Origin of the sequence: Streptomyces ochraceiscleroticus (assembly GCF_000720485.1) — a bacterium.
GTDB classification, from domain to species: Bacteria; Actinomycetota; Actinomycetes; order Streptomycetales; family Streptomycetaceae; genus Streptomyces; species Streptomyces ochraceiscleroticus.
The window spans coordinates 129,109-146,914 of the sequence record NZ_JOAX01000017.1; the positions used below are offsets into that span (position 1 = coordinate 129,109).

Annotated in this window: 17 protein-coding genes; 10 read left to right on the top strand and 7 right to left on the bottom strand. The window is 72.0% G+C overall.

Annotated elements, in window-relative coordinates:
- The first annotated feature begins 14 nt into the window (after positions 1-14).
- Together ctaD and IG84_RS0121730 are read left to right on the top strand one after the other, a co-directional pair.
- Positions 15-1,715, top strand: coding sequence for an aa3-type cytochrome oxidase subunit I (gene ctaD, locus IG84_RS0121725; RefSeq protein ID WP_078649182.1), 1,701 nt, complete (start codon positions 15-17; stop codon positions 1,713-1,715).
- Entirely contained in the window at positions 1,712-2,080 is a 369-nt protein-coding gene (locus tag IG84_RS0121730; RefSeq protein ID WP_031059699.1) for a hypothetical protein, read from the top strand. The genes ctaD and IG84_RS0121730 overlap by 4 nt, the downstream gene beginning before the upstream one ends.
- 2 nt (positions 2,081-2,082) lie before the next feature.
- Here the strand turns inward: IG84_RS0121730 and aac(3) are convergent, their stop codons facing one another.
- Positions 2,083-2,940 carry an aminoglycoside 3-N-acetyltransferase gene (gene aac(3), locus IG84_RS0121735; protein ID WP_031059701.1) on the bottom strand — a complete coding sequence of 286 codons (858 nt, stop codon included), beginning with the start codon at positions 2,938-2,940 and terminating at the stop codon, positions 2,083-2,085.
- A 163-nt stretch (positions 2,941-3,103) separates the two neighbouring features.
- On the opposite strand from aac(3), the gene IG84_RS0121740 reads away from it, so the two are divergent.
- From IG84_RS0121740 to IG84_RS0121750, 3 genes are all read left to right on the top strand, one after another.
- The gene (locus IG84_RS0121740; RefSeq protein ID WP_031059704.1) at positions 3,104-3,415 is read left to right on the top strand and encodes a hypothetical protein; all 312 of its coding nucleotides are present in this window, start codon (positions 3,104-3,106) and stop codon (positions 3,413-3,415) included.
- A 41-nt stretch (positions 3,416-3,456) separates the two neighbouring features.
- Positions 3,457-4,716, top strand: a complete 1,260-nt coding sequence (locus tag IG84_RS0121745; protein WP_031059705.1) for a nucleotide sugar dehydrogenase — start codon at positions 3,457-3,459, stop codon at positions 4,714-4,716.
- 104 nt (positions 4,717-4,820) lie between these two features.
- Positions 4,821-5,354 carry an EF-hand domain-containing protein gene (locus IG84_RS0121750; protein ID WP_031059708.1) on the top strand — a complete coding sequence of 178 codons (534 nt, stop codon included), beginning with the start codon at positions 4,821-4,823 and terminating at the stop codon, positions 5,352-5,354.
- Between the two features lie 73 nt (positions 5,355-5,427).
- Here IG84_RS0121750 and IG84_RS0121755 read toward each other — a convergent pair whose 3' ends face one another.
- The 6 genes from IG84_RS0121755 to IG84_RS0121780 are packed head-to-tail and all read right to left on the bottom strand — an operon-like array spanning position 5,428 to position 11,202.
- A complete protein-coding gene (locus IG84_RS0121755; RefSeq protein ID WP_342668457.1) occupies positions 5,428-5,874 on the bottom strand; it encodes a DUF6917 domain-containing protein in 447 nt (148 codons plus the stop codon).
- Entirely contained in the window at positions 5,871-6,806 is a 936-nt protein-coding gene (locus IG84_RS0121760) for a Gfo/Idh/MocA family protein (RefSeq protein ID WP_031059713.1), read from the bottom strand. The genes IG84_RS0121755 and IG84_RS0121760 overlap by 4 nt, the downstream gene beginning before the upstream one ends.
- Complete coding sequence (locus IG84_RS0121765) at positions 6,803-7,927, bottom strand: Ldh family oxidoreductase (RefSeq protein WP_037800707.1); 1,125 nt, start codon at positions 7,925-7,927, stop codon at positions 6,803-6,805. Before IG84_RS0121765 ends, IG84_RS0121760 begins: the two co-directional genes overlap by 4 nt.
- Complete coding sequence (locus IG84_RS0121770) at positions 7,924-9,246, bottom strand: M20/M25/M40 family metallo-hydrolase (RefSeq protein ID WP_051862162.1); 1,323 nt, start codon at positions 9,244-9,246, stop codon at positions 7,924-7,926. Before IG84_RS0121770 ends, IG84_RS0121765 begins: the two co-directional genes overlap by 4 nt.
- A complete protein-coding gene (locus tag IG84_RS0121775) occupies positions 9,243-10,184 on the bottom strand; it encodes a sugar phosphate isomerase/epimerase family protein (protein WP_031059721.1) in 942 nt (313 codons plus the stop codon). The genes IG84_RS0121770 and IG84_RS0121775 overlap by 4 nt, the downstream gene beginning before the upstream one ends.
- On the bottom strand, positions 10,174-11,202 hold the full coding sequence (locus IG84_RS0121780; protein WP_031059722.1) for a Gfo/Idh/MocA family oxidoreductase: 1,029 nt from the start codon (positions 11,200-11,202) through the stop codon (positions 10,174-10,176). The genes IG84_RS0121775 and IG84_RS0121780 overlap by 11 nt, the downstream gene beginning before the upstream one ends.
- 213 nt (positions 11,203-11,415) lie before the next feature.
- Between IG84_RS0121780 and IG84_RS0121785 the strand changes: the two genes are divergently transcribed.
- The 5 genes from IG84_RS0121785 to IG84_RS0121805 all read left to right on the top strand — a co-directional run bounded on the left by IG84_RS0121785 (position 11,416) and on the right by IG84_RS0121805 (position 17,780).
- On the top strand, positions 11,416-12,627 hold the full coding sequence (locus IG84_RS0121785) for a DegT/DnrJ/EryC1/StrS family aminotransferase (RefSeq protein ID WP_078649183.1): 1,212 nt from the start codon (positions 11,416-11,418) through the stop codon (positions 12,625-12,627).
- Entirely contained in the window at positions 12,624-13,754 is a 1,131-nt protein-coding gene (locus IG84_RS0121790; RefSeq protein WP_031059729.1) for a DegT/DnrJ/EryC1/StrS family aminotransferase, read from the top strand. Before IG84_RS0121785 ends, IG84_RS0121790 begins: the two co-directional genes overlap by 4 nt.
- Before the next feature lie 96 nt (positions 13,755-13,850).
- A complete protein-coding gene (locus IG84_RS0121795; protein WP_051862166.1) occupies positions 13,851-14,831 on the top strand; it encodes a UbiA family prenyltransferase in 981 nt (326 codons plus the stop codon).
- On the top strand, positions 14,828-16,201 hold the full coding sequence (locus IG84_RS0121800; protein WP_031059735.1) for a protoporphyrinogen/coproporphyrinogen oxidase: 1,374 nt from the start codon (positions 14,828-14,830) through the stop codon (positions 16,199-16,201). The genes IG84_RS0121795 and IG84_RS0121800 overlap by 4 nt, the downstream gene beginning before the upstream one ends.
- The gene (locus IG84_RS0121805; RefSeq protein WP_245659487.1) at positions 16,188-17,780 is read left to right on the top strand and encodes a long-chain fatty acid--CoA ligase; all 1,593 of its coding nucleotides are present in this window, start codon (positions 16,188-16,190) and stop codon (positions 17,778-17,780) included. Before IG84_RS0121800 ends, IG84_RS0121805 begins: the two co-directional genes overlap by 14 nt.
- The last annotated feature ends 26 nt before the right edge of the window (positions 17,781-17,806 follow it).

Sequence of the window (17,806 nt, forward strand, 5' to 3'; positions counted from 1 at the left end):
ACCCGGATCAGCCGATGGTCCGAGAAACCCCCCGTCGCACAAGAGGTGCCGTGGTGGTGACGTGGCTGACCACCACGGACCACAAGAAGATCGGCTCCCTCTACATGGTGACGGCCTTCATCTTCTTTCTGTTCGGGGGGCTGCTGGCGCTTTCCATGCGTACCGAACTGGCCCGCCCGGGCCTGCAGATCCTCTCCAACGAGCAGTTCAACCAGGCGTTCACCATGCACGGCACCATCATGATGCTGATGTTCGCCACGCCCCTCTTCGCCGGTTTCTCCAATGCCATCATGCCCTTGCAGATCGGCTCGCCGGACGTGGCGTTCCCGCGGTTGAACATGCTGTCCTACTGGCTTTTCCTCTTCGGTTCGCTGATCGCGGTGGCGTCATTCGTGACGCCGAGCGGCGCGGCCGACTTCGGGTGGTTCGCCTATACGCCGCTGTCCGACGCCACCCGGACGCCGGGGGTCGGCGGGGACATGTGGGTGATGGGCCTGGCGCTCTCCGGATTCGGCACCATTCTCGGCGCGGTCAATTTCATCACCACCATCATCTGCATGCGCATGCCCGGCATGACGATGTTCCGGATGCCGATCTTCACCTGGAACGTGCTGCTGACCAGCGTGCTGGTCCTGATGGCCTTCCCCGTCCTGGCCGCCACCCTGCTGGCGCTCGCGGCGGACCGGAAGTTCGGGGCCCATGTCTACGACCCGTCCAACGGCGGCGCGCTGCTCTATCAGCACCTGTTCTGGTTCTTCGGGCATCCCGAGGTGTACATCATCGCGCTGCCGTTCTTCGGCATCGTCACCGAAATCATCCCGGTGTTCGCCCGCAAGCCCATCTTCGGTTACATCGGACTGATCGCGGCGACCATCTCGATCACCGGTCTTTCGGTCACCGTATGGGCGCACCACATGTTCGTCACCGGCGGCGTGCTGCTGCCGTTCTTCTCCTTCATGTCCTTCCTGATCGCGGTGCCCACCGGGGTGAAGTTCTTCAACTGGATCGGGACGATGTGGCGCGGCTCCCTGTCGTTCGAGACACCCATGCTCTGGGTCCTCGGCTTTCTCCTCACCTTCCTGTTCGGCGGCCTGACCGGCGTTATCCTGGCCTCTCCCCCGATGGACTTCCATGTGAGCGACAGCTATTTCGTGGTCGCGCACTTCCATTACGTCGTGTTCGGCACGGTCGTCTTCGCCATGTTCGGCGGATTCCACTTCTGGTGGCCGAAGTTCACCGGCACCATGCTCGACGAGCGGCTGGGGAAGATGCACTTCTGGACGCTCTTCGTGGGCTTTCACACCACGTTCCTCGTCCAGCACTGGCTGGGCGCCGAAGGCATGCCCCGCCGCTACGCCGACTACCTCTCGGCCGACGGCTTCACCGCGCTGAACACGGTCTCCTCCATCGGCGCTTTCCTGCTGGGCGTCTCCACGCTGCCCTTCTTGTACAACGTGTGGCGGACCGCCAGGTACGCGCCGAAGATCACGGTCGACGATCCCTGGGGGTACGGCCGGTCCCTGGAGTGGGCGACGTCCTGCCCGCCGCCGCGGCACAACTTCGAGACGCTGCCCCGGGTCCGCTCCGAGTCCCCCGCCTTCGACCTGCACCACCCGGACGTCGCCATGCTGGACCAGGCGGAGACCACCGGGCGCAGGGACATGGTGGACGAGGACCCGGACACCTCGCTGCGCGGCGGCACGGGGGAGAAATGAACCCGCAGTACGGCCCGGACGAGCGCGCGGCCGACGCCGGCCCGGACCGCCTGGAGGGCTACCTGCTGTGCTGGACGGAGGCCGAGCGGGCCCGCACCGAGGCCGCGGCCTTCGCGGACCGGATGCCCTGGCTCACCACGGCACAGCGCGAAGAGGTCATCCGCCAGTACACGGCCGACCGCCTCGTCCTCACCCGCCGCTACCTGGAACGCGTCCGCCACCGCTGCGACCGGCTCCAGGACGAGTACGCCACCCGCTACCGAGGGCTGCGCCACCGGCTGCTGTGCACGGCGGTGGCGGCTGCCCTCTCCGCCTGCGCGCTGTCCGCCGGCGTACTCGGCCTGCTGTCCGCCGCCGGGCGGTAGTCTCACCGGCCGGCGGCGCCCAGTTGGTCCTCGATCCAGGCGACGCCGAAGTCCACGACGTCCCCGGCGTCGAAGAGGTGGCTGCGCGCCGCGCCGACCCGGCCGCTGCGGCCGAGGCCCGCGGCGAGCATGTCGCGGACGATGACCTCGAACGGCCACTGCCCCTCGGGCACGACGGCGGAGTAGTCGAAGGCCCCGTTCTCCGAGTCGATGTCGTGGAAACGCCGCCAGACCCGCTCCCCGTCGACGACGACCGGCTGCTCGTACGTCACGAACCGCTTGCCCGGCGCGTCGGCGAGCGCCTCGGCGTGGTGCAGCAGCGTGAGGGAGTCCAGCGGGGCGCCCAGCAGGAGGACCCGGCCGCCCCGGGCGACCAGCCGCGCCAGCGGGCTGCCGGGACCGTGCGGGCCGTCCCACGGATGGTCGGCCATCAGCTCCTTCGCAGCCGCGCCGAGTGCGGCGAAACTGGCGTCGGGGTGCCGGCTGCGGACGGCTCCCGCCATGCGGCGCAGGGCTTCGGGGAGGCGGCCGTTGGCATGGTCGGCCTCGCTCAACTCCGGGTCGTACGCCGGATGTTCGGCGCGCAGTGCGTCCTGCCAGGCCCGCGGCCAGTCGGTGAAGTCGTAGGGCGGTGCGTCGTTCCATCCGCAGGTGACCATCAACGTGCCCCGCTCACCCACGACTTCGCGGAGCGCGCCGATGACCGTCTGCGGGCCGCCCGCCACATACCCGAGGGCGGACAGCTCGGTGTGGAACATGACGTGGTCCCCGTCGGCGAGGCCGAGCGCGGTGAGGTCACGGGCGAGCCGGCCACGGGTCACGGGACCGCCGGAGCGTTCGAGCAGCGCGAGTTCGTCCATGACGGCGACCGTATCCGCTTCCCCGGCCGGTCGTACGATCTTTTCTTTCCACCGGATCGGCATATTGTCGCTGATTCGGGTGCACCTTGACGGGTGAATATTACGCGGGACGGCGCTGGGGCAGCATTGGGGCGGTGCTCATTCCCCACGAAAGGAAAGTCATATGCGCCGAGTTGGTTCTGTTTTCGCCCTGGTCGCCGTCGCGCTCATCGCGAGCGTTTCCGCGACCGTTCCGGCCACCGCCGCCCCGAGCGACGGCGAGGTCACCGTTTTCCGAACAGAGTTGCAGCCCCTCACCACGTATGAGAATCCGGCGGGTTGTCAGACGCTGCCGGTCGGTGCGCATGTCCTCGTCAATCGCACCGACAAGCCCGTCCGGGTGTACCGCGACCCGTTCTGCCTCACCCCCTCACTGACCGTCCAACCGGGATATGGCACGCATGTCCCTCCGGACACCGGGAGTTTCTCCGCCTGACCCGCAGAAAGAGCCGTTGCTGACAAGGGGGGAGAATTTCCATGACTGCCGATCTCGCGGTGGTCGGCCTGGGGCACGTGGGGCTGCCGCTCGCGCGGGCCGCGTGCGCCGCGGGCCTGACCACCATCGGGCACGACGTCTCCGCCGCGGTGGTGACCGGGCTCAACGAGGGGCGCTCGCATGTCGGTGGGGTGACGGACGCGGATGTCGCCGACATGGTGGCGGCGGGGTTCCGTGCGACGGACGACGCGTCCGTGACCGGCCGGGCCGACACGGTCGTGATCTGCGTCCCCACGGGGCTGGGCGCCGACGGCACGCCGGACCTCGGCGCGGTGCGTGCCGCGTCGCGCGCCGTGGCCCGCGGCCTGCGCCCCGGCATGCTCGTCGTCCTGGAGTCCACGAGTTATCCGGGGACCACGGAGGACGTCGTCCGCCCCCTCCTGGAGGAGGGCAGCGGGCTGCGGGCCGGCACGGACTTCCACCTCGCGTACTCGCCCGAGCGCATCGACCCGGGTAACCGGCAGTTCGGGATCGGCAACACCCCGAAGGTGGTGAGCGGCTGCACCCCGCTGTGCGCCAAGCACGCCGTCGCCTTCTACGGCCGGTTCGTGGAAACGCTGGTGGTCTCGCGCGGCACGCGCGAGGCCGAGATGGCCAAACTGCTGGAGAACACCTACCGGTACGTCAATATCGCACTCGTCGATGAAGTGGCGCTGTTCTGCGACCGCACGGGCATCGACGTGTGGGACGTGCTGCACTGCGCCTCGACAAAACCCTTCGGGTTCGCGCCGTTCCGGCCCGGGGCCGGGGTGGGCGGCCACTGCATCCCGGTCGATCCCCGCTATCTCGCGGCGAAGGCCGAAGCCGAGGGCTTCCACTTCCGGATGCTGTCCGCGGCCCATGACGTGGTGTCACGGATGCCGGAGCATGTCGTCGGCCGGGCCGTCGGGCTCCTCGGCGACATGGGGAAGGCGCCCGAAGAAGCGACGGTCGTGCTGCTCGGCGTGGCGTACAAGCCCGATGTGGCCGACGCCAGGGAATCGCCGGCGGCGCCGGTGGCGAGCGGACTGCGCGCCCGTGGCGTCACGGTCCGCTATCACGACCCGTACGTACCGGAATTCGCGGCGGACGGCACATTCCTGGAGCGCGTGGATTCCTTGCCGGACGCCCTGGCCGGTGCCGATCTGGCAATTCTCCTGCAGTACCACACGAGTTACGACATGACGACGCTGACCCGCGCGGACTGTGCCCTGCTGGACACCCGCGGAATGGCCTCCGGGGCCCGGGTCACGCTCCTCTGAATTCCAGACTTGCGGGCCCTTGGAGAGGAAGGGCCCGCGAGGCGGCGCCGACGCTCCGTCCGGCGTCGCTGACATCCCGTACGTCCAAAGAAAGGGACACCATCATGGCTACTGCCGTCGCGAACGAGCGCCTGCTGAAGCGTTTCCAGAAGTGGGACTCGGACGGTAACGGAATCCTGGAGTGGCAGGACTTCGAGCAGGAGGCCGGGAAGATCGCGCAGAACTTCGGCAAGCGCACCGACTCCGCGGAGGCGCGGGCACTGCGGGAGGCTTTCCGCAGCCTCTTCGACCACCTCACGCAGGCGGCCGGGGCGCCGTCGAACGGCCCGCTCACTCAGGACCAGTTCCTGCGCGTCACCGAAAGCCTCATCTTCGAAGGCGGCGAGGCCGACTTCAACCGCGCGCTCGGCCCGGTGGTGAAGGGCATCATCGGTCTCTGCGACAAGAACGCCGACGGGCAGATCAACGCCGGTGAGTTCGAGGCGTGGCTCGGCGGGATCGGCGTGGACCGCTCGAAGGCCCAGGAGGCGTTCCGCAAGGTGGACACCAACGACGACGGTGAGCTGTCGCTCGACGAGCTGCTCGCGGCGGTACGCAAGTACCACTTCGGCCAGCTCGACGTCGAGCTGCTCGGCTGATCCGGTCACCGCCCCGAAAGGCGCGGCCGGTGGTCCCCGTGGGGGCCACCGGCCGCGCCGCGTCCGTAAGTAGTCAGTGGCCGGCGGAAGGTGCCTGGGTGAAGGCGACCGGGAGTTCGGGGCACAGCTCCAGGTCGCTGCCGGTGACGAGCCGGCCGGTGCCGATAAGGATGTTGTAGTGGTTGGGGAAGTGGCAGGCGTCGAAGCCGACGACGGTGCCGATGCAGAGGCCGTCGATCCAGACGTCGTCCCCGCGGTCGATCACCCCGGCGCAGGCCAGCTCCACGAAGCCGAGGAAGCCGACCCGGTCGATACGGGATCCCGGGCCGGTCCCCCGCTGGTCGGTGGTGACCAGTTCATGGACCTCGCCGCGCCGTACGCAGCGGCTCGCGTGCGGTTCGAGCGTCATGCCGCGGTCCGTCCGGCGGTGCAGCAGGATCTTCACGAGGTCGCCGCGCACGGAGCGCTTCGCGCCGTCCTCGTGCGAGGCACCACCCTCGCGGGACATGCGTCCGGTCACTGGTCTCCCCTGTCAGTCGTCACGACGTGTTCCGTGCGGTAGCTCGCCGCCACCAGCTCCAGCGCGGCGAGGCCGTCGTCCGTGTCGTCGGCTCCGGGCGGCCGGGCCGCGGCGAAGTCGTCGAGGATGCCGGTGTATTCGTGCCACAGCGACGCCTTGAAGCCCGGGTGCCGGGCCAGCATGTCCGCGTGCCGCACGGTGCCGTCCCTCAGCCGTACCTCGATGTCCTTGGCCTCGCCGGGGTAGGACCAGTCCAGTTCGACCGTGGCCGTGCGCCCGTCCGCTGCCCGCAGGCCGATGACCGCCTGCCGATCGGTGCCCTGTGCGTCGCGGGTGATCGACGCCTCGCTGACCTCCACGTCGCCGAGGAACTGCCGTACGAGGTCGAAGGCGTTGGGGCCGTTGTCGGCCACGCAGCCGCCGCCGCACCGCTCGGGATCGAGGTACCAGGTGTCGCCCCCTATGTGTTCCTCGATGCGTTCGAGGTAGCGGACCTTGAGCGAGGCGATGGGGGCCCGCGCCGCGGCCACGTCGCGCTGGAGCCGGCGGACCTCGTCGTTGTAGCGGCGGTGGAAGGCGGTGAAGAGCGGCGTCGCGTGCGCACGGGCCAGCGCGGTCAGCTCGCGCCCTTCCCCGGCGTGCAGGGCGAGCGGCTTCTCGACGCAGACCGGGAGGCCGGCGCGCAGGGCGTCGCGGCAGATCGCGGCGTGCGCGTGGTTCGGTACGGCGACGACCACGGCGTCCAGGCCGGGCTCCGCCAGGAGCGCCTGATGGCCGGTGTGGCAGGGGACGTGGCCGCGGTGCGGGGTCAGCGCCGCCTCCCGTGGGTCGCACACGGCCGCCAGGGTCCAGCCGGGCAGCCGGTCGATCGCGGCGAGGTAGTACCGCGAGATGGCGCCGAGCCCGATGACGCCGATGCGGCGGGGCGTCATCGCACCGCTCCCTTCTCCGGGGCGAGCACGCCGAGGGCGGTGAGTTCCTCGTGGAGGTGGGCCGGCAGGGGAATGCCTTCGCGGCGGTGCGTCTCCGCCCGTTCCGCCTCCCACCAGCCCGGATAGCGCACGGGGCGGCTCTCCTGCACGGGCGGGCAGGCCAGCAGCGTGCCGAACAGGGCCCGTGCGGCGCCGGGGAAGTCCCCGTCGGGACGGAGTTTCTCCGGCGCGACGGCGAGGGCGAAGAAGCCGATGTCGTCGTCGCGGCCGTGCGGCCGGCCGTCGCCCCGCAGCGCCTCCGGGGCCGGTCCGACGGCCGCGCCCGGCAGCAGGGCGGCGAGCAGCTCGACGACGAGTCCGAGGCCGAAGCCCTTGTACGCGCCGGTGGCCGGGTCGCCGCCGAGCCAGCGCAGATGCGCCTCGCCGCGGTCGAAGGCGGCGGGGTCGGTCTGTGGATTGCCCGCCGGGTCCGCCAGCCAGCCTTCCGGTACGGTCTCGCCGCGGCGCGCCGCCGTACGGATCCGGCCCGTGGGGACGACCGTGGTGCTCATGTCGAGGACGAAGGGACGGCCGTCCAGCGCGGGCGCGGCGACGCTCAGCGGGTTCGTGCCGAGCATGGCGAGTGCGCCGTCCGGCGGGCGGGCGATGCGCTGGCCGCCGCAGTTGCTGGCGAGCATGCCGATCATGCCCTGCTCGGCGGCGCGTGCGGTGTGGAATCCGGCGCAGCCGAAGTGGGTCGCGCGGCGGGCCGAGACCATGCCGACGCCGTACAGCCGGGCCCGCTCCACGGCGAGGTCCATCGCCTCGGCCGCTGCCCACAGGCCGAGCGCGCGGCGCGAGTCGAGGACCACGCAGGCGCCGAGGTCGGTGACGGTCCGTGGCTCGGCGGCGGGGTCGGCCCGGCCGCTCTCCAGGAGGGGCAGGTAGAGCCGCCCGAGGTTGAAGACTCCGTGCGAGTCGAGCCCGGTGAGGTCTCCGTAGCACAGGGCGGTGGCGGCGGTACGGGCGCGCCGGTGCGGTATGCCGTAGGAGGCGAAGAGGCCGGTGACGGCCGCGCACAGGGCGTCGTGCTCGACCAGTACCGGCTGCTGCGGTGCCTGGTCCTTGGCTGGGTGGGTCATACGGAACTCCCTTGCCGGTCCGCGTTTCGGTCTGCTCGCCGGGCGGTGCGCCGGGCGAAGGTCGTGAGCACCGCGGCCACCGCCGAGGCGAACGTCTCCAGATCGGCGAGGTCCGCGAACTCCCCTTCGGCGTGGGCGTGGTTGCCGTCGAGGGTGCCGGGGCCGAGGACCGCGGTGAAGGTGCCGGGACGGCCGGCCATCCAGAGGGCGTCGCAGGTGAACGCCGGTTCGTCGGCGGGCCATCGGGGCACGCCCGCGTCCGCGAGGACGGCCTCGGCCCAGGGGTCGGCGTCGGCCAGACACGGCAGGCCGCGCTTGTCCCACTGCAGGCGGGTGATGCGGGTTGCGTCAGCGGCCGTGCGGGCGAACTCCCTTGTAGACGCGAAGTGTTGAGTGAACGCACGGAGACCCGAGTCGAGCGCCTCGGTCACCGCCCGTTCCAGTACGGCGGCGTCGGAGGTGCGCGCGTACGAGAGGTTGAGGAGCAGCGTTCCTCGGCCGTAGACGCGGTTGTGCAGGTCGCCGGTGTGCAGGCCGGCGACGCAGACCCGGCCGTCCGGCAGCGCCCCGTCCAGCGTTGCCGCCAGGTGCTGGGCGAGGAAGCCGAGGAGGACCGTGGCGTTGTGACCGGTGTCCGGGCGGTCGTCGATCACGCCCGCACCGTCGACCGTGATCCGTGCGGTCATCGAGGCGGTGGCCCGCGGGAGGTAGCGCAGCCCGGTCGGCTCGCAGAAAAGGTTGAGGCGGCCGTAGTACCCGGCTTCGATCAGCGGCCGGGTGCCGTACGTGCCCATCGCGCCGCCCTCCTCGCCGGCGACCGCCTGGACGAGGACGGCGGTGTCGCGGCCGAGGGAGGGCTCCGCCCCGGCCGCGGCCCGGACCGCGGCCAGCAGGGCCACCGCCGGGCCCTTGGCGTCCGCGGCGCCGCGCCCGGTGAAACGCCGCCCGTCGAACGTGACCGGCTGCTGCCCGGCGACCGTGTCGAGGTGGACGTTGCACATCACGGTCCCGGCGGGCGGCCGCGCGGGCCCCAGCCGCAGGACGAGGCTGGGCTGCAGCGCGAGGAAGTCCGGGTCGGCGGCGGCCCGTCGTACTGCCGCGGGCACGTCCCGGCGGGCGGCGCAGGCGGCGGGCGGCGCCGCGTGGTGCACGACGCGCATGCCGATCTCCTCGGCGGCGCGCGCGTAGTCGTGCTGGGCCTCCCACAGCCGCGCGGGCTCGTCGCCGGGGACGGTCTCCAGGGGGCCTACCGTGGGCGTGCGCAGCAGCCGCTGGAGCAGGTCCAGGTCGGCGGGGACGAGCAGGGGGCTGCCGGTCATGCGCGGGCTCCTTCCGATGCGGCGGGCTTCGTCGCCGATGCGGTGGGCGTCGCCGCCGATGCGGCGGGCGTCGTCGCGTGCGGTGCCAGGCCGGCCAGTACCTCTTCGAGGCGCCGCCCCGCGCGGACGAAGAGCCCCACCGCGTCGTCCTGGGTGCGCAGGCCCTCGTGGGGCCGGACGGCGAGGTGCGGTTCGAGGGAGAAGGCGCCGGTGTAGCCGGACTCCAGGAGCAGCCGCAGGCAGTCGGTGACGCGCGCCTGTCCGTCGCCGGGGAGGGTGTACGCCACCGTGCCGTCCGGGGCCCGTACGGCGTCCTTGACGTGGACGTGGGCGACGTGCGGCAGGACCTGTTCCAGGATGCCGAGCGCGTCATAACCGTGCGGGACGCCGTTCCCCGTATCGAACAGGAGGCGCAGCGCGGGGCTGTCGACCTCGCGCACCAGGCGCAGCATGCGGTCGGCGCGGTCGCCGGCCCAGCCCGCGCAGTTCTCGTGCAGGAGGGTGAGGCCGGCCGCTTCCGCGCGGGCGGCGAGACGGGCGACGCGGTCGACGGCCCGCGCGGCCCATTCGGTCTCGGGGAGCCCGTCGTCGGGGTACGACATGATCCGTACGTACTGGCAGTTCAGGGCCGCGCACTGGTCGGCCAGCGTGTCCAGTTCGGCGAGGTCGTCGGCGAACGGATGGGTGATGGGGCGGGCCCAGTTGCCGATGCGGGAGGCGAGACAGAGCGCGTCGAGGCCGGCGTCGCGGAGCCGGGCAGCGACGGTACGGAACGTGCCGGCGTCGAGGTCGGCGAGCGGCACGCCGTCGATGGTGCGCAGCTCCAGCGCGGTCCAGCCGAGCCGGCGGACCGCGTCGAGCTGCCCCTCCAGGCCGCGGGCCGCCTCGTCGCCGATGCCGGTCAGTCGGTGCTGCGGGAAAGGGCGTTCACCGGGCATGCGGTTCCTCCGTGGTCGGGGCGTCGGGAGCCGTGGTCGGGCCTTCGGCGGCGAGACAGTGGTCCTTCGCCGCGCACAGCAGGCGGACCACGTCGTACGGCAGGGTCGCGTCGTGCCGCCGGCCCGCCGCGAAGTCCTCGTACGTCTGCCGGATGAACGCGGTGAGCGCGTCGTCGCGGAAGACGCGGGGGCGGTGCGGGTCGTCCGGGAGGACGAGCTGTGCGTGGTCGTCCTGCTCGCTCAGGGGGTAGTGGCCGACCACCGTGGCCTGCTCGAACCGCATGGTGATGCTGCGCTGTTGGACGGGTGAGGCGAGGTCGGAGACGATCTCGGTCCGTACGCCGGAGTGGTGGCGGAGGGTGAGCCGGGCGCCGCCCAGCCGGCGGCGTACGCCGCCTTCGCACGTCAGGTCGCTCCAGTGCGCGTCGACGAGGTCGGCGGGGCCCGCGAGGTCGAGGACGACGCCGAGGGAGTGCGGTATCTCCACGTCGAAGGCGGTCGGATGGCCGTCCTCGGCGAGGGACTTGAGGAAGCGCGGTTTGTGCTGCGCGAAGGCGATGTGGCGCAGCGCGCCGTGCGGGCGTTCCTCGACCAGGCGGCGCAGGCGGTGGGTGAGGCCGGCGGCCAGCCAGTGGCTCATGACCACGAGGTCGAGGCCGTACTGCCGGCGGAGCCGGTCGATGGCGTCGAGGGCCGCGCGGTCGGCCGCGAGCGGCTTTTCGACGAGGAACGTGCGGAAGCCGAGCCGGGCGAGCTCGGCGAGGACGGGCGCCCGCGCCCGGGGCGGGGTGCAGACGTGGACGACGGTGGCCGGCGGGTCGACGAGCCGGGCGGCTTCGGCGAGCGAGCGGGTGACCGTCACGCCGGTGAGGCCGTCGCCGGCCCGCGGGCGCGGGTCGCAGGCGATCAACCGGCCGGTGACGGGCGGGTCTTCGGATAAGGCGGCCAGGCGCGCGAGAGCCTTCACATGAAGTCCGGCTCCGGACCGGCCCAGCCCGATCACGAGGGGCTGCAGCATCTTCCTCCAAAAAGCGGTGCGCGGCGTGCGCGCCGTTCATCGGACAAGCGAATGCTGCGTGCCGCCATAAGACGAGTCAAGAAATATGAAGAGGACTTACCGCAAAGTGTGAATATGCCAGGGGGCACGTGTCGATTGATGCGAACGGGGGATTACTCACCCTGCGGGAAACCGCCGAATGTGTACCAGGGGGTGGTCGAGGTAGCTCTCGGCATGGATCGTCGCGGCACGACCGACGAAGATGACGCGACGACCTTTCAAGTGCATTGTCGTACAGTCCCATTCTTCTCCCAGGCGGAGAGCTTCGCGCGACTGTGGCCATTGATCGAGGACCGCGTGAACGAGGTGTTCGACAACGGGAAATTCTCACACGGCCGTCAGGTGGCGGAACTGGAAAGCGCGTTGGCCGCGTACACGGGAGCGCGCCATGTGATCGGGGTGAACAGCGGCACGGACGCACTGGTGCTGCTGCTGCGCGCCTGCGGCATCCGGCCCGGCGACGGCGTCCTGGTGCCCGCGTACTCCTTCGCGGCCACCGCCACGTCGGTGGCGCTCGCCGGGGGCCGTCCGCAGTTCGTCGACATCGACCCCGTCACGTACGCGATGGACCCCGCGGCACTCGCCGCCGCCGTCTCGCCGACGAGCCGTTTCGTCATGCCCGCGCATCTCTTCCATCAGATGGCCGACATGGCGGGCCTGGCCGGCGTGGCCGCCCGGCACGGCCTGGTGCTGCTGGAGGACAGCGCGGAGGCGATCGGCATGCGGCAGCGCGGTGTGCACGCCGGACTGCACGGCGCGGGCGGGGTGCTGTCGTTCTTCCCCAGCAAGACGCTCGGCGCGCTCGGCGACGCCGGCGCGGTGCTCACCGACGATCCCGGGACGGCGGAGCTGGTCTCCGGCCTGCGCCACCACGGCCGGCTCGGCCGCACCGTCGACGACTTCCCCACGATCTCGACGCGGAGCGCATTACCCGGTGTGAACAGCAAGATGGACGACATCCAGGCGGCGGTGCTACTGGCCAAACTGACCCGGCTGGACGCCGGCATCGCCCGCCGCGGCGAGCTGGCCGCGGCCTACGGAGAACGGCTCAGGGAAATTCCCGGCGTCCTGCGGCTGCCCGAAGTGATCGACCGCGGACCGGACTCCTCGGCCGTCTTCTATGTTTATCTGATCGAAGTCGAGCGCCGGGACGAACTGGTCGACCACCTCGCCCGGCAGGGCATCGGCACCGAGGTCTATTACCCGACCCCGCTGCATCTGCAGCCCTGCTTCGCGGAAATCGGCTATTCCCGGGGCGACTTCCCGATTGCCGAGGCGGCGAGCGAGCGCGCGGTGGCGCTGCCTTTCCATCCGGACCTGTCCGAGCGGCAGCTCGACCGCGTCTGCGAGGCGATCAGCGCGTTCTACCGCGGGAGGCCGGAATGACCGTACCGCTACGTATTCCGTTCTTCCCGCCGGACCTGTTCGAGGACGACCGCGCGGTACTGCTCGGCCTCCTCCGCGACATCGGTCTCGCGCCGGAGCAGCGCTTCATTCTCGGGGAACACACCCGCAGGTTCGAGCAGTTGCTCAAGGAATCGCTCGGCGCGGCCGACGTGGTCGCCTGCAGCAGCGGGACCTCGGCGCTGGACCTGGTGCTCGCCGCGCTGGACGTGGGTCCGGGCGACGAGGTGGTGGTACCGGCCTTCGGCTGTGCCCCGCTCGCCTCGTCCGTCGTGCACCTGGGCGCCACGCCGGTGTTCGCCGACATCCGGCCGCACACCATGGTCGCCGACCCCGCCGAGGTGGAGAAGCGGATCACCGAGCGCACCAAGGCGGTCATGCCGGCCCACATCTTCTCCGTCATGGCCGACATGCCGCAGTTCGCCGACCTCGCGCGGCGCCGTGGAGTCCGGCTCGTCGAGGACTCCGCTGTCGCGCAGGGCGCGGTGCTGGGCGGCACGCCGGCCGGGCTGTGGGGCGAGGCCGGGGTGTTCTCGTTCGTGCAGGTGAAGTCCTTCGGGATGCCCGGCGAGGGCGGCGTGGTGGTGACCCGGGACGCCGCCCTCGGGGAGCGGGTGCGGATGCTGCGCAACCACGGGCAGGACGGCCGTCATCGCTTCCTGCACCACGTCATCGGGCGGAACAGCAGGTTCGACGAGATCCAGGCCGCGTTCCAGATCCACCGCTTCGGCGGGCTGGCGGGGCGGCTGGAGCGGCGGGCCGCCATCGCCGAGTACTACACCGAGCGGTTCGCGCCGCTGGCGGAGCGGGGCGTGGTCCCGCCGCCCGCGGGCCGGGACGGCCGCTGCTACTACGTCTACGCGGTGCTCGCGGAGCGGCGGCAGGAGCTGGAGCGGGCGCTGCGGGAGCGCGGCATCGAGTCCCACGCGTACTACCCGCTCCCGCTGCCGCTGCAGCCCGCGTTCGCCGTGTTCGCGCCGCCCGGGGAGCGGTGGCCGCACGCCGAGGAGGCGGGCAGGCAGGCCCTGGCGCTGCCGGTGTACCCGCATCTGACCGACGCGCAGGTCGAGTACATCGCCGACGCCGTGTGCGCGTGCGCTGCCCACTGAGCAGCGCACGACTGACCGGCGAGCGCTCCAGCAGCGAGCACCTCAGCAATGAGCGACTGCGCGACAAGCGACCAACTCTGAAGGAGGACAAGGCAGATGGCGCACCACGACCTTCCGGCCGGGCTGCCGCGGGCCGCCGCGGGGCGGGCGGAGCACCGGCTCCGCAGCTTCGCCCGGCTGGGCAAGCTCGATGTCTACGACTACTACCTCAGCATCCTGGTGGTACTGGCCGCCGTGCTGCTGCCCGTCGCCCGGTTCGACCGGCCCACCGCCACGATGCTCGTGGTGTTCCTGCTCGGCCAGGTGTTCGTGATCATGGCGATGGTCGCGCTGGACGACGTGACCGGCTTCCGCGACGGCAGCGACACCCAGAACTACGGCCCGGACAACCCACTGCGCAACAAGCTGCGCAAGCCACTGGTGGCCGGCACCCTGACGGAGCGCGAGGCGCTCGGCTTCGCCTGGGTGACAGCGCTGATCGGCGCGCTCCTGTGGGCCGCCGCCGTGACCCTCGCGCCGCACCGTCCGACGTGGGCGCTGGTGCTGATCGGGGCCCTGTTCGTGGTGTCCCTCCAGTACTCCTACGGCCTGAAGATCAGCTATCACGGCTTCCAGGAGGCGTTCCTGGTCGCGCTGGGCGTGGTGCTGGTCGTCGCGCCGTACGGTCTCGCCGAGGGCCGGTTCTCCGGGTTCCTGCTCGTGCAGGGCGTGCTGTTCGGGTTCGGGCCGCTGATGTTCGGGGTGTACTCCAACACCAATGACGTCGAGGGCGACCGGGCCGTCGGGCGGCCGACCGTGGCGGCGCTGGTGTCGGAGCGCGGCAACGCGGTGTTCATCGGCTGTCTGTCGGCCGCGGAGTTCCTGCTCGGCGCGGTCGCCTCGGCCACCGGCATCGCCCCGTGGTGGTTCGTGCTGCTGATGCTGCCCGCGACGGCGCTGCGGACGAAGCAGTTCGTCACCGGCTTCGTGCGCGGCGACATCATGCGGGCCCGGCGGACCGGCTTCAGGGTGCACCGCCTGAGCGTGGCGCTGCTGGTCGCGGCGAACCTCCTCGTGGGATCGGGGGCCGCCGGATGAGCCCGGACCTGGACGTGGCCGTGATCGGCGCGGGCATCGCCGGGCTGACCACCGCGCACGAACTGCAGCGCGCCGGGCTGAGCGTCCGGGTGTACGAGAAGCAGCGGCACGTCGGCGGCCGGATGCGCAGCTTCCGGCACGACGGCTACACCGTCGACGAGGGCGCCGAGCAGCTCCCCCGGCACGGCTACCGCGCCACCTGGGAGCTGATCGAGCGGCTGGGCGTACCGGAGGGCGACGTGCCGCGGATCGGCGGCCGGCTGGGCATGTGGCGCGGCACGCGGGCCCGGCCGGGCGTGGCGGAGCCCTCGGCGCTGCTCACCGGCGCCGGGCTCGGCCCGCGCGCCCGCCTGGACCTGGCCCGCTTCCTCGCCCGGCTCGCGCGGCAGCGCGCGGAGTTCGACGCCGACCACCCGGAGCGGACGCCGCTGGGCACGACGACCGTCAAGGAGCTGGCCGGGCGCTACCACCCCGATCTCCACGACTATCTCCTGCAGCCGGTCGCCGGCGGCTTCTTCGGCTGGGACACCGCGCGCTCCGCCGCGGCCCCGATGCTGAGCCTGCTGCTGGACGCGGGCGGCCCGGCGAGCTGGCACACGTACGCGAGCGGCATGGACCTTCTCGCCCGTCGGCTCGCCGCCGGGCTCGACGTCGTCACCGGCAGCGAGGTGCACGAAGTGGTCGCCGACCGGGATTCGGCGGGCCTGCGGATCGGCGGCGGCGTCGTCACGGCGCGCGCGGCGGTGCTCTGCGTACCGGCGCCCGTGGCCGCCCGGCTGCACGCCAACCCCTCGGTGGACGAGGCCGCTTTCCTGTCCGCGTGCACGTTCACGCCGACGCTGAAGGTGAGCTGCCTGCTGGACCGGCCGCGCGGGCCGCGGGCCGGCGGCGAGCCGCTGTACCTCCTCCTCACCCCGGACGCGGAGGACAGCGTGCTGTCCGGTGTCATCGCGGACCACGTCAAGCACCCGGCGCGGGCCCCCGCCGGCAAGGGCCTGCTGACCCTCATGGCGCACGCCCGGACCATCCCCGAGCTGCTCGCCGCGCCGGAACGGGAGGTCATCGAGCGCCTCACCAAGGCGGCCCGGCGCTATGTACCGGACCTGGAGCAGACCGGTATGCGCAACTTCGTGCACGCCTTCCCGCACGGTCTGCCCGAGGCCACCCCCGCGGCGCTGCGCCGCCGCCCGTCCTTCATGGCCCGCGCCACGAGCCCCGTGGAGTACGCCGGCGACTGGGTGATGCTGCGGCCGTCCTCCGAGGGCGCCGTGCGCTCGGGCGCGCTCGCCGCCTCGCGCGTCCTCAGCCGGCTGCGCGGCCCCCGCCCCCACGACACGACCGACCGGGAGACGACACGTGAAACCGCGTGACATGGGGACCCTGTTCGAGGAGTGCGCCGAGCGGGGCCACGGTACGGAGTTCCGGCTGGACCGGCCCTTCGACATCGCGCCGGAGGCCGGTACGGCACACTCCGTCGCCGGACTGGCCGCGCTCGTCCAGGACATGGCGGGCCGGCTGGCCGCCGCCGGGGCCCGCCCCGGGGACCGGGTGGCGATCGTCAAGGACAACCACTGGGACTACGACCTGCTGGCCTGCGCCGCCGTGCGGATCGGCGCCGTCCCCGCGCAGCTTTCGGGGCAGCTCTCCGGAGAGACGCTGCGGCTGCTGCTCGAACGCCTCGGCCCCGCCCTGCTCGTGACCACGTCGGGTGTGCTGGAGCGGGCCCGCGGCGAAGGCGCCGACCTGTCGCGGGCGGCGGACGCCTGTGTCCTGCTGGACGGCGCGTTACCGGGCACGCTCGCCTTCGAAGCCCTGCAGGGGAACCCCGCGCCCGGCCCCCGCCGCCGGCACGACGACGAACCCCTGGTGATCAACCACACCTCGGGCACCACGGGCGTCCCCAAGCTGGTGGTGCACTCGACCCGCACGATCATCGGCAAGCTGGCCCGGTTCGAGACCGTGCGGTATCCGAAGATCGGCGTGCGGCGCGACGACACGCTGCTCAACGCCAGTTCGTACGCGCACGGCCGGACGTTCTGCTGGACCGCGAGCGTGCTGTGCCTCGCGCCGCGACGGATCACGATCGTCACCGGCCAGGACCCGGACGCCGCCGACCCGCTGCTGCGCGCCCACCCGCCGACGGTCGTCGAGGCGCTCCCCGCGTCCTACGTCCGCTTCCGGCCGCTGACCGCCCGCCTGGACAACCCCTTCAGGCGCGTACGGCTGTACATCAGCACGTACGACGCGGTGCACCCGCCCGTCCTCCGCGCCTATCTGCAGGCCAGCGCAGCCCGCGGCCCGCTGTGGATGCAGGGCTGGGGCCAGACCGAGACCGGCCCGCTGACCTTCCGCTTCCATACCCGCCGCTCCGTGTCGGCGGACGACGGGCAGCAGGACGCCCGCGATCTGGGCCGCCCCATCCCCCTCAAGACCCGGCTGAAGGTGGTCGATCCCGAGACGCTCGCGCCGCTGCCGCGCGGCCGCGAGGGACTCGTATTGGCCAGGACGGCGGCGCGCGGCCTCGCGTACATCGGCGAGGACGCCCGTTGGGCGGCGAAGCAGCACCGCGGCTGGTGGCACACCGGCGACATCGGCATCCGGAGCCGCGGCGGCACCGTCCGGCTGCTCGACCGCGAGGTCGACCGCACCCCGCAACTGAGCTGCCTGGAAACGGAGGACGTTCTGGAGGAGCGGCTGCCGCAGGTCCTGGAGTGCGTCGTGCTCGGCAGTCCCGGCGAGGATCCGCTGCCCGTCGTGGTCACCGCGGACGGCACGCTGGACCGGGACCGCTGGCAGGAGGCGGTGCGCGACCTCCCGACGCTGCGCGAGCCGACCGTCCTCACCTGGGACGACGTCCCCCGTACGGGCACGGGCAAGGTGCGCCGCACGGCACTGCTCCGGCAGCTCACCGGCCGTACGGACACCTGCGGCTCCGGCCAGTGGACGTGAGAGCCGGTGGATTTGAGGGCCGGTGG

Excerpts from the sequence above, each read along its gene's own strand:
- ctaD (WP_078649182.1), top strand. The coding sequence starts at position 15 with ATGGTCCGAGAAACCCCCCGTCGCACAAGAGGTGCCGTGGTGGTGACG.
- IG84_RS0121730 (WP_031059699.1), top strand. The coding sequence starts at position 1,712 with ATGAACCCGCAGTACGGCCCGGACGAGCGCGCGGCCGACGCCGGCCCG.
- IG84_RS0121740 (WP_031059704.1), top strand. The coding sequence starts at position 3,104 with ATGCGCCGAGTTGGTTCTGTTTTCGCCCTGGTCGCCGTCGCGCTCATC.
- IG84_RS0121745 (WP_031059705.1), top strand. The coding sequence starts at position 3,457 with ATGACTGCCGATCTCGCGGTGGTCGGCCTGGGGCACGTGGGGCTGCCG.
- IG84_RS0121750 (WP_031059708.1), top strand. The coding sequence starts at position 4,821 with ATGGCTACTGCCGTCGCGAACGAGCGCCTGCTGAAGCGTTTCCAGAAG.
- IG84_RS0121760 (WP_031059713.1), bottom strand. The coding sequence starts at position 6,806 with ATGACGCCCCGCCGCATCGGCGTCATCGGGCTCGGCGCCATCTCGCGG.
- IG84_RS0121765 (WP_037800707.1), bottom strand. The coding sequence starts at position 7,927 with ATGACCCACCCAGCCAAGGACCAGGCACCGCAGCAGCCGGTACTGGTC.
- IG84_RS0121770 (WP_051862162.1), bottom strand. The coding sequence starts at position 9,246 with ATGACCGGCAGCCCCCTGCTCGTCCCCGCCGACCTGGACCTGCTCCAG.
- IG84_RS0121775 (WP_031059721.1), bottom strand. The coding sequence starts at position 10,184 with ATGCCCGGTGAACGCCCTTTCCCGCAGCACCGACTGACCGGCATCGGC.
- IG84_RS0121780 (WP_031059722.1), bottom strand. The coding sequence starts at position 11,202 with ATGCTGCAGCCCCTCGTGATCGGGCTGGGCCGGTCCGGAGCCGGACTT.
- IG84_RS0121785 (WP_078649183.1), top strand. The coding sequence starts at position 11,416 with ATGGATCGTCGCGGCACGACCGACGAAGATGACGCGACGACCTTTCAA.
- IG84_RS0121790 (WP_031059729.1), top strand. The coding sequence starts at position 12,624 with ATGACCGTACCGCTACGTATTCCGTTCTTCCCGCCGGACCTGTTCGAG.
- IG84_RS0121795 (WP_051862166.1), top strand. The coding sequence starts at position 13,851 with ATGGCGCACCACGACCTTCCGGCCGGGCTGCCGCGGGCCGCCGCGGGG.
- IG84_RS0121800 (WP_031059735.1), top strand. The coding sequence starts at position 14,828 with ATGAGCCCGGACCTGGACGTGGCCGTGATCGGCGCGGGCATCGCCGGG.